General features: G+C 61.4%; 7 protein-coding genes. All 7 read right to left on the bottom strand.

Features of this window, described 5'->3' with window-relative positions; all coding sequences use genetic code 11:
- Window positions 1–85 precede the first annotated feature (85 nt).
- Complete coding sequence (locus IBX54_RS08895) at window positions 86–1552, bottom strand: glutamate synthase subunit beta (protein WP_296542305.1); 1467 nt, start codon at window positions 1550–1552, stop codon at window positions 86–88.
- Window positions 1553–1587: 35 nt separating this feature from the next.
- The gene (locus IBX54_RS08890; RefSeq protein ID WP_296542304.1) at window positions 1588–6321 is read right to left on the bottom strand and encodes a glutamate synthase-related protein; all 4734 of its coding nucleotides are present in this window, start codon (window positions 6319–6321) and stop codon (window positions 1588–1590) included.
- A gap of 171 nt (window positions 6322–6492) precedes the next feature.
- Window positions 6493–7197, bottom strand: coding sequence for a transposase (locus IBX54_RS08885; RefSeq protein ID WP_296542303.1), 705 nt, complete (start codon window positions 7195–7197; stop codon window positions 6493–6495).
- Between the two features lie 25 nt (window positions 7198–7222).
- Window positions 7223–7690, bottom strand: coding sequence for a hypothetical protein (locus IBX54_RS08880; RefSeq protein WP_296542302.1), 468 nt, complete (start codon window positions 7688–7690; stop codon window positions 7223–7225).
- 46 nt (window positions 7691–7736) lie between these two features.
- Window positions 7737–8666, bottom strand: coding sequence for an SAM-dependent methyltransferase (locus IBX54_RS08875; protein ID WP_296542301.1), 930 nt, complete (start codon window positions 8664–8666; stop codon window positions 7737–7739).
- Window positions 8647–9237, bottom strand: a complete 591-nt coding sequence (locus IBX54_RS08870) for a DUF1415 domain-containing protein (RefSeq protein WP_296542300.1) — start codon at window positions 9235–9237, stop codon at window positions 8647–8649. The genes IBX54_RS08875 and IBX54_RS08870 overlap by 20 nt, the downstream gene beginning before the upstream one ends.
- 82 nt (window positions 9238–9319) lie before the next feature.
- Window positions 9320–10405 carry a nucleotidyltransferase domain-containing protein gene (locus IBX54_RS08865; protein WP_296542299.1) on the bottom strand — a complete coding sequence of 362 codons (1086 nt, stop codon included), beginning with the start codon at window positions 10403–10405 and terminating at the stop codon, window positions 9320–9322.
- Between the last annotated feature and the right edge of the window lie 101 nt (window positions 10406–10506).

Below are 10506 nucleotides of genomic sequence, written 5' to 3'. Positions count from 1 at the left end.
AACAAAAAAGGCCGGGGATGCCCGGCCTCGCCATCATAAGGGATTACACCTAAGCGTCTGTCGTGACCGACGCTTAAACATTACATCAGCGCGGCAAATCGCTGAAGCCCATCAGGAATTCATCGACCGCGCGGGCGGCCTGGCGACCTTCGCGGATAGCCCACACCACCAGGCTTTGGCCACGGCGCATGTCGCCGGCGGCAAACACCTTGGGCACGCTGGTGGCGTAGCCGCCGCTGAATTCGGTGCTGGCTTTGGCATTGCCACGGGCATCTTTTTCCACACCAAAGGCATCGAGCACGGTGGCTACCGGATTGACAAACCCCATGGCCAGCAGCACCAGGTCGGCCGGGTAGGTTTTCCCGGTGCCCGGTATTTCGACCATCTTGCCGTCCTTGAACTCGACGAGCACCGTCTTCAAGCCCTTGAGCTTGCCTTTTTCGCCGATGAATTCCTTGGTGGAAATGGCAAACTCGCGCACGCAGCCCTCGTCGTGGCTGGAGCTGGTGCGCAGCTTCATGGGCCAGTAGGGCCAGGTCAGCGGCCGGTTTTCCTCGGCTGGCGGCTGCGGCATGACCTCGAACTGGGTCACGCTGGCTGCGCCTTGGCGGTTGCTGGTGCCAACGCAGTCGCTGCCGGTGTCGCCGCCACCAATCACAATGACGTGCTTGCCGCAGGCAGACAGCTGGTTCTTGAGCTTGTCGCCGGCGTTGACCTTGTTTTGCTGCGGCAAAAATTCCATGGCGAAATGAATGCCGTCGAGCTCGCGCCCGGGTACCGGCAGGTCGCGCGACTGCTCGGCACCGCCGGCGAGCAACACGGCGTCGTAGTCTTGCTGCAAAAACACCGGCGAAATCGTGTCCTTGGCCCAGTTGGTGACTTTGCTGGCCTTCGCAATCTCGCCCACCAGCACCCCGGTGCGCACAATCACGCCCTCCGCCTTGAGCTGCTCGACGCGGCGGTCGATGTGCGACTTTTCCATCTTGAAGTCAGGAATGCCGTAGCGCAGCAGGCCGCCCAAGCGGTCATTCTTTTCGAACAGCGTGACCTCATGGCCAACGCGCGCGAGCTGCTGCGCCGCCGCCAGCCCGGCCGGGCCCGAGCCGACGATGGCAACGCGCTTGCCGGTCTTGATTTTGGCGGGCTGTGGTGTGACCCAGCCGTGCTCCCAGGCGCGATCGATGATGGCGTGCTCGATGCTCTTGATGCCCACCGGCAACTGGTTGACGTTGAGCGTGCAGGCAGCTTCACACGGGGCCGGGCAAATGCGGCCGGTGAACTCGGGGAAGTTGTTGGTGCTGTGCAGCACGTCCATGGCTTCTTTCCAGTCGCCGTGATAGACCAGATCGTTGAAATCCGGAATGATGTTATTGACCGGACAGCCGCTGTTGCAAAACGGCGTGCCGCAGTCCATGCAACGCGCGGCTTGCGTGGCGGCGGCCTGGTCGTCGAGCCCGATGACGAACTCCTTGTAGTTTTTCAGGCGCTCGGGCACGGGCTTGTAGCCCTCTTCGATGCGCTCGTATTCCATGAAACCGGTAATTTTTCCCATGATGTTTTTCCTGTTCGTCTGACTTGTGACACCACTTATTTAGCCGGGACGGCTTCTTTTTTGGTCGCCGCCTGCGCCCGCTCGGCCTTGGCTTGTGCCCCTTTTCTGGCATGAATTTCGCCAAGCGCGCGCTTGTACTCGATCGGGAACACCTTGACGAATTTGGCGCGCGAGGTGTCCCAGTTGTCGAGCAGCTCGCGGGCGCGCTTGCTGCCGGTCCAGCGATTGTGGTCGGCCAACAGCTGCCTGAGCTGGGCTTCGTCGCTCAGGCCACGGTGCCACAGGCTCTCGTCCATGGCCTCCTTCTGCTCTGCGGCCGTGAGCACTTTCTCCAGCCTGACCATGGCGGTGTTGCAGCGCTTGGCAAACTGGCCGTCCTCGTCATAGACGTAGGCAATGCCGCCGCTCATGCCGGCGGCAAAATTGCGCCCGGTCTTGCCCAGCACCGCCACGGTGCCGCCGGTCATGTATTCGCAGCCGTGGTCGCCGGTGCCCTCGACCACGGTGGTGGCACCCGACAGGCGCACGGCAAAGCGCTCGCCGGCCACGCCGCTGAAGAAAGCCTCGCCACTGGTGGCGCCAAACATCACGGTGTTGCCGACGATGGTGTTGCTGATGGCGTCGCCGCGGAAATCAATGCTCGGGCGCACCACCACCCGGCCGCCACTGAGGCCCTTGCCGGTGTAGTCATTGGCATCGCCAATCAAGGACAGCGTGATGCCGTTGCACAGAAAAGCGCCGAACGACTGGCCGCCAGTGCCGTCGAGCTGGATGCGGATGGTGTCGTCGGGCAGCCCTTGCGGGTGCACTTGCGTGACCGCGCCCGAAAGCATGGCCCCCACCGAGCGGTTCACGTTGCGCGCCACTTCCATGATCTTGACTTTTTCGCCGGTGTCGATGGCGCTGCGGCATTTGGCGATCAGCACATTATCGAGCGACTTGTGCAGGCCATGGTCTTGTGTCTCGGACTGAAAGCGCGCCACATCGGCAGGCACATCGGGTTGCGCAAACAGGCGGCTGAAGTCCAGCCCGCTGGCTTTCCAGTGCGCCAGCCCGGCGCGCTGGTCGAGCAAATCAGAGCGGCCGATCAGGTCGTCGAAGTTGCGGATGCCCAGTTGCGCCATGATCTGGCGCGCTTCTTCGGCAATGAAAAAGAAATAGTTCACCACATGCTCGGGCTTGCCCGAGAATTTCTTGCGCAGCGCCGGGTCTTGCGTGGCCACACCCACCGGACAGGTGTTGAGATGGCATTTGCGCATCATGATGCAGCCCTCCACCACCAGCGGCGCGGTGGCAAAGCCGAACTCGTCAGCGCCCAGCAACGCGCCAATCACCACGTCGCGGCCGGTTTTCATCTGGCCGTCGGCCTGCACGCGGATGCGGCTGCGCAGGCGGTTGAGCACCAGGGTTTGCTGGGTTTCGGCCAGGCCGATTTCCCACGGGCTGCCGGCGTGCTTGATGGACGACCAGGGCGAGGCGCCGGTGCCACCGTCGTGGCCGGCAATCACCACGTGGTCGGCCTTGCATTTGGCCACACCCGCAGCAATCGTGCCGACGCCGATCTCGCTCACCAGCTTGACGCTGATGTCGGCCTTGGGGGCGACGTTTTTCAGGTCGTGAATGAGCTGCGCCAGGTCTTCAATCGAATAAATGTCGTGGTGCGGCGGTGGCGAAATCAGGCCGACACCGGGCACCGAGTGGCGCAGCCGACCGATGTACTCGGACACCTTGCCGCCCGGCAATTGGCCGCCTTCGCCCGGCTTGGCGCCCTGCGCCATCTTGATCTGGATCTGGTCGGCGCTGTTGAGGTACTCGGCCGTAACGCCAAAGCGCCCGGAGGCCACCTGCTTGATGCGCGAGCGCATCGAGTCGCCGTCTTGCAGCGGGTAATCCGCCTCGAACAGGTCTTTGCCGAGCAGGTCAGACATGGTTTGCCCCTGCTTGATCGGGATGCCCTTGAGCTCGTTGCGGTAGCGCAGCGGGTCTTCGCCACCCTCGCCGGTGTTGCTTTTGCCGCCAATGCGGTTCATGGCCACGGCCAGCGTGGCGTGGGCCTCGGTGGAAATGGCGCCCAGCGACATGGCGCCGGTGGCAAAGCGCTTGACGATCTCTTTGGCGGGCTCGACCTCATCGAGGGGAATCGCCTTGGCGGGGTCGATCTTGAACTCGAACAGGCCGCGCAACGTCATGTGGCGCTTGTTCTGGTCGTTGATGATCTGGGCGTATTCCTTGTAGGTATTCCAGTTGTTGGCGCGTGTGCTGTGCTGCAGCTTGGCAATGGCATCGGGCGTCCACATGTGCTCTTCGCCGCGGGTGCGCCAGGCGTATTCGCCACCGGCATCGAGGCGGTTGGCCAGCACCGGGTCGGTGCCGTAGGCGGCCTTGTGCATGCGGATGGCCTCCTCGGCAATTTCGAACACGCCAATGCCCTCGACCCGGCTCGGCGTGCCGGTAAAGTACTGCTCGATGGTGGCGCTGGACAGGCCGATGGCCTCGAACAGCTGCGCGCCGCAATAACTCATGTAGGTGCTCACGCCCATCTTGGACATGATCTTGCTTAGTCCCTTGCCGACCGCCTTGACGTAGTTGTCAATGGCCTTGTCGGCACTGAGCTCGCCGGGCAGGTCTTTGCAGATGCTGGCCAGTGTTTCCATCGCCAGGTAGGGGTGCACGGCCTCGGCGCCGTAACCGGCCAGCACCGCAAAGTGGTGCACCTCGCGCGCCGTGCCGGTTTCCACCACCAGCCCCGCGGTGGTGCGCAAGCCTTCGCGCACCAGATGCTGGTGGATGGCGGAGAGCGCCAGCAGCGCCGGAATCGCCACCTGGTTGGCGCTGACGGCGCGGTCGCTGATGATCAGGATGTTGTTGCCGTCCTTGATGGCATCGACCGCCTCGGCGCACAGCGAGGCCAATTGGGCCTCAACGCCCTCATGGCCCCAGGCCAGTGGGTAGGTGATGTCGAGCGTGTAGCTGTGGAACTTGCCGCGGGTGTATTTTTCGATGTCGCGCAGCTTGGCCATGTCGGCAAAGCTGAGCACCGGCTGGCTCACTTCGAGCCGCATCGGCGGGTTGACCTGGTTGATGTCGAGCAGGTTGGGCTTGGGGCCGACAAACGACACCAGACTCATCACGATGGCTTCGCGGATCGGATCGATCGGCGGGTTGGTCACCTGCGCGAACAACTGCTTGAAGTAGTTGTAGAGCGGCTTGTTTTTATCGCTCAAGACTGCCAGCGGGCTGTCGTTGCCCATCGAGCCGACGGCTTCTTCGCCGTTGGCGGCCATCGGTGCCATCAGGAACTTGAGGTCTTCCTGGGTAAAGCCAAACGCCTGTTGCCGGTCGAGCAGATTGCTCTCGGACTCGGCAGCGCTGGCGGGCTCGCCGCCGCCTTGCACGTCGTCGAGGCGAATGCGCAGGTTCTCGATCCACTGCTTGTAGGGCTTGCTGTTGGCCAGGCCGCTCTTGAGCTCTTCGTCGTCGATCATGCGGCCCTGTTCCAGGTCGATCAGGAACATCTTGCCGGGCTGCAGGCGCCATTTGCGCACGATCTGGTTCTCGGGGAAGGGCAGCACGCCCGACTCGGAGGCCATCACCACCAGGTCGTCGTCGGTGATGCAGTAGCGCGATGGGCGCAGGCCGTTGCGGTCGAGCGTGGCGCCAATCTGGCGGCCATCGGTGAACACGATGCTGGCCGGGCCGTCCCACGGCTCCATCATGGGCGCGTGGTATTCATAAAAGGCGCGACGGCGCTCGCTCATGCCCGGTTTTTGCTCCCAGGGCTCGGGAATCATCATCATCACCGCCTGCGCCAGCGAGTAGCCGGCCATGGTCAGCAGCTCAAGACAGTTGTCGAAGGTGGCGGTATCGGACTGGTCGGGAAAGCTGATGGGGTAAAGCTTTTGCAGGTCGGCACCCAGCACCGGCGAACTCATCACGCCTTCGCGCGCCTTCATCCAGTTGTAGTTGCCCTTGACGGTGTTGATTTCGCCGTTGTGTGCCACGTAGCGGTAGGGGTGGGCCAGCGGCCATTCCGGGAAGGTGTTGGTGGAAAAACGCTGGTGCACCAGACCCAGCGCCGAGGTGCAGCGCGGGTCCTGCAAATCCAGGTAATAGGTGCCCACCTGGTCGGCCAGCAGCAAGCCCTTGTAAATCACGGTGCGGCTCGACATGCTGGGCACGTAATACTCTTTGCTGTGCTTGAGCCTGAGCGCCTGGATGTGCGCGCTGGCGGTCTTGCGGATCACATACAGCTTGCGCTCGAGCGCATCCTGCACGATCACGTCGTTGCCACGGCCAATGAAAAGCTGGCGCAGGATTGGCTCTTTGGCGCGCACCGTGGGCGACATTGGCATGTCGCGGTTGACCGGCACATCGCGCCAACCCAGCAGCACCTGGCCTTCGATCTTGACGGCGCGCTCGAGCTCCTGCTCGCACGCCAGGCGGCTGGCGTGCTCCTTGGGCAAGAAGACCATGCCAACACCATACTCGCCGGGTGGCGGCAAGGTAACACCAAGCGCTGCCATCTCTTCGCGGTACAGCGCATCGGGCAGCTGGATCAAAATGCCGGCGCCGTCGCCCATCAGCTTGTCGGCGCCCACGGCGCCCCGGTGGTCGAGGTTTTCAAGAATCTTGAGCGCGTTGTTGACGATGTCATGCGACTTGACACCCTTGATGTGCGCCACAAAACCCACGCCGCAAGCATCGTGCTCTTGCGCTGCTGAATACAAACCCTTGTCCTGGAGATACTTGATCTCGGCTGCCGTCGTCATGAGCGCTCCTGTAAATATCAAAGATGAAGACTTTACCGCAACGCAGCATCCATGCCAAACAAACTAATTGGGGTCAGATTCCAATTATTTTTTAAAATCACATTTCACAAAATAATTGGGGACAGATCAAACAATATAGCAAAAATACCTTGGCCTGAAGCCAACGCAAGTCTATTTATTGGCTGGTTTATTGACAGAAAACGGCCGGCCAGCGCCCACTTTGGCAAGGCGCCGTTCGGTTCTTTTTTGCAAATCGGCCACAAAATCCGCTTCGCCCAGGGCCCAGCCGCTCAGGGTTGCCTGCGTGATGGCCGCTTGCTGCACCGGGTTGAGGCCGCTTTGCACCAATTCGGCGTAGGCTGCTTCGCGGTCAAACGGCGTGTTACCAAGCGCCCAAAAGAGTGCATGCGGCGTGATCAGGCGGTCCGGGCGCGCACCCAGATAGTGCAAATGGCTCGACCACGGGTAGTCCTGCGGCTGCGCAACCAAACCAGCCCGCACCGGATTGAGGTCGATGTAGGCCATGCAGGCCAGCAGGTAGCGCTCGGTCTGGATCAGGGTGGACTTGAAGCGCCCCTCCCACAAGGTGCCGCTGCGCTTTTGCGTGTCGTTGAAATAGCGCACATAGCTGCGCCCCAGCGCCTGCATCATTTTGGTCAAGCCGTCGGCCGTCTGCGGCGTGGCCAGCAGGTGAAAGTGGTTGCTCATCAGCACATAGGCATGCAGCGCCACGTCGAACTTTTTGGCGTTTTCTTCCAGCAGTTCGAGCAGCCTGCGGTAGTCGGCTGCCGTGGCAAAAATAGCTTGCTTGTTGTTACCGCGCTGAATCACATGGTGCGGGTAACCGGGGAGAGACAGACGCGGTTGGCGGGCCATGCGTGTTTGTTTCGCTCGTCTTCAGTTACCTGGGCGCTTTGGCAATCCGGACCTTGCCGCCCGTCGTGACCAGGATCACCGCATCGCCAGGCTGCAGGGTTTGCTCACCTTTGGCTTGCACCACGGCGCGGCGCTCACCGCCCTTGAGCTGCACCAGTACCTCGACCGCATCTTCGCGGGTGGCCATGCGTTCGATGGTGTTACCCGCAACAGCACCCGCCACGCCCACAAGCAAGCCGATCACATTGCTCTCAGCACTGGAGCCGCCGCGTGTGGCACCTGCCACCGCACCGGTTACGCCGCCCACAGCAGCCCCCACACCGCTTTGGCTGCCGTCCACCACCACGTTGCGAACCGACAACACCACACCGTCCTGAACTTGTGATAGCCGTTGGGTATCACCGCGCTGAATCACGTCCGGACTGCTGCTGGCACAGGCCACCAACAGGCTGACGGACAGCGCCAAAAGACTGTTTTTCATCATTTGCTTCATGGTCATTTCCTTCATTCATCTCGCATGGATTACCTCGACAACTGGCTCAGGCAGGGGCGAGCGCAAGGGTTGAATTGTCAGGCAGCGCTGTAAAGCGCGTGTGAAGCAGGTCTGTCAAGCCAAATTCAGCCAGCAAAGCGCGCAGGCGCTCGGCGGCGGCACGCTTTTGTCGGCCGGTGTGGCGGGCGATGATGAGCTCGTTTTTCAGGCTGTGCTCCCAACCCACCAGCTCGGTCACCGTGACCTGGTAGCCGCAGGCTTCCAGATACAGGCAGCGCAGCACGTTGGTGATCTGGCTGCCCATCTCGCGCGTGTGCAGGGGGTGGCGCCACAGCTCGGACAGCGGCGTGCGCGAGAGCGACAGCGCCTTGTGCTGGCTCAGCACGCGCGCCACCTCAGCCTGACAACACGGCACCAGCACCATGAAGCGCGCCTGTTTTTGCAGGCCGAAGGCAATCGCGTCGTCGGTGGCGGTGTCGCAGGCATGCAGCGCCGTGACCACGTCGATGCGCGCGGGCAACTGGTCCGATTGCGCCGACTCGGCCACCGTGAGGTTCAGAAATGACATGCGATCAAAGCCCAGCCGCTGGGCCAGTTCGCGCGATTTTTGCACCAGCTCCGGGCGTGTCTCGATGCCATAAATGTGCCCCTGCGCCTGCTGCTTGAAGAACAGGTCGTACAGGATGAAGCCCAGGTAAGACTTGCCGGCGCCGTGGTCGGCCAGCGTGATGCCGGAGGGCTGATCAGCCAACTCAAGCAGCAGTTTTTCGATGAACTGGTAGAGGTGATACACCTGCTTGAGCTTGCGCCGCGAGTCCTGGTTGAGCTTGCCGTCGCGCGTCAGGATGTGCAGCTCCTTGAGCAGTTCGATGGACTGCCCGGGGCGAATGTCGTCGGCCAGCGTCAGCGGTGACTTGGCTGCTGGCTTGAGTGCTGGCTTGGCGCGCGGGGCGTGTTCAGGTTTTGGGTGTGTCATGGGGTGATGATGCCACGGGCGGCGCGGTGCGATCCACCTTGAGCGCCGCCCAGCCTTCCAGCCCCAGGCGTTCCATGGTCTGCATGTTGACCTCGAAAATCGACTCGGGGTTGGGAAACGCCGCCACCGCGCGGTCGATGCTGTCTTCGCGCAGCAGGTGCAGCGTGGGGTAAGGCGAGCGGTTGGTAAAGTTGGTGATGTCGTCCTCAGCCGTGCCGGCAAACTGGTAGCGCGGGTGCAGCGAGGCAATTTGCAGCACGCCATCAAGCGCCAGGTTTTCCAGCGCCCGGTCAGCTTCAGCCAGGAAGTCGTTGAAATCCAGAAAGTCGTGCAGACACTCAGGCGCGATCAGCAGCGTGGTGTCGCGCACTTGTGGCTCGATAGCGGCCAGGTCTTTGAGTTCGGTGATCAGGTTAGCCAGCAAGTCTTGCCAACTGGTGGCATGGCTCACCGCGTAATGCACCTGCCCCTTGACGTGCACGCTTTTGGCAAACGGGCACAGGTTCAGGCCGATCACGGCGCGCTCCAGCCAGGCGCGGGTGTCAGCAATCACGGTGTCGTCGGGGGTCATGGGGGTCTTTCAGGTTGAATGAACTTGGTCATTTACAAAGCAGTGCATCCATGAATCGCGGACGCGTGATCTTGCCTGACTGCTACTGCAGCCATAGCTTTGGGTTGGCCAAGTCAGGCGCCATGCGGATCAAGGCGTCGCGCCCCTGAAGGGCGCGCCGTTGCCAGCCTTTGCCACGCGTCAAGGCGTCGCGCCAAGCTGCGTTGAACACGTCTGCCTGTTCGTTTTCAGAGAAATAGCTGGCCAAACTCGCGGCCTGCAAGAGGTCTTTTTTGGATTTGACGCGCTCGCTGACCGGGCGCTCACCGTAAACGATGAGCTTGTGAACCGCAAACCTCTCCGGCGCCGGCAGCTTGACCACACAAGCGCCTGCGTTGGCAAATACGCAGCCTTGCGTGGTCTGCTCGAGCGAAAACTCCATGAATTTCAGAGGTTCGAGCGCCAGGTTAAGGTCGGGCAGCACGACGGGCTTGTTGCCCCTGGTCATGCTGGTGACAAAATCTATGCGCAGCTCCTGGTCTTTGGGGTTGCGATACTGCGCGCCCGCCAAACCGTTAAATTGCATGATGGGCAGCAAGCCCATTTCAAGGGATTCAAGCGCGCCGTGAACATCCAGCTTGATCGACGCGGGCAGCGCCACTGAGACATTTCGCCCGGCATGTGCAAAATCGACATCCAGTGTTGCCGCACCATCGAGCCAACGAACACCCAGCACATTGCCAAGTGCCAGAAAGGCATGGGTGCCAATCAGAATGCCGCCAGCCCGGAAGAAGCCGTATTCGGCAAGGCGCTTGATGATTCGGAAATGCTTTGGCGCAACTGGCGTGCATCCCAAAGCCATAGCCGAGCGAGCGGCCGGCACAAGCGGTTTGTCCTGACGAATTTCGGCAAACCGGGCGACGAGCATTTTTACTCTGGCTTCATCAGGCCCAACGTAGGCCATTCTGGTTTTTTGGTCCGTGTCCCGGTAAGCAAAATACCAATAGGACCTCCCCTTGCGCTCCAGCTTTTGAAAGCTGCCTTTAAGCCCAGCCAGTGCGTTGGTCATTTCAAATGAACGAGTTTGCTCAAGCAGCTCAGCATAGGCCGTTTGGGACGATAGTTTGAGCTCAGAAAATCGCATGGCAGTGTTTGAAATTGCTAAACATTTTATACAAATGTTTAGCAAGCCGGCGCAAGCAGCCGAAAGACATGGATCGCCACGCTACGCTTTCCATGAACAGCCCCGTCATTGCGAACCCCAGCCCCGTCATTGCGAACGAAGTGAAG

Source organism: Rhodoferax sp. (assembly GCF_014859475.1).
Lineage (GTDB): Bacteria > Pseudomonadota > Gammaproteobacteria > Burkholderiales > Burkholderiaceae_C > Rhodoferax.
Note: the sequence above shows the minus strand (reverse complement) of the source record. Positions and strands in the feature narration are given on the sequence as shown.

Excerpts from the sequence above, each read along its gene's own strand:
- IBX54_RS08895 (WP_296542305.1), bottom strand. The coding sequence starts at position 1,552 with ATGGGAAAAATTACCGGTTTCATGGAATACGAGCGCATCGAAGAGGGC.
- IBX54_RS08890 (WP_296542304.1), bottom strand. The coding sequence starts at position 6,321 with ATGACGACGGCAGCCGAGATCAAGTATCTCCAGGACAAGGGTTTGTAT.
- IBX54_RS08885 (WP_296542303.1), bottom strand. The coding sequence starts at position 7,197 with ATGGCCCGCCAACCGCGTCTGTCTCTCCCCGGTTACCCGCACCATGTG.
- IBX54_RS08880 (WP_296542302.1), bottom strand. The coding sequence starts at position 7,690 with ATGAAGCAAATGATGAAAAACAGTCTTTTGGCGCTGTCCGTCAGCCTG.
- IBX54_RS08875 (WP_296542301.1), bottom strand. The coding sequence starts at position 8,666 with ATGACACACCCAAAACCTGAACACGCCCCGCGCGCCAAGCCAGCACTC.
- IBX54_RS08870 (WP_296542300.1), bottom strand. The coding sequence starts at position 9,237 with ATGACCCCCGACGACACCGTGATTGCTGACACCCGCGCCTGGCTGGAG.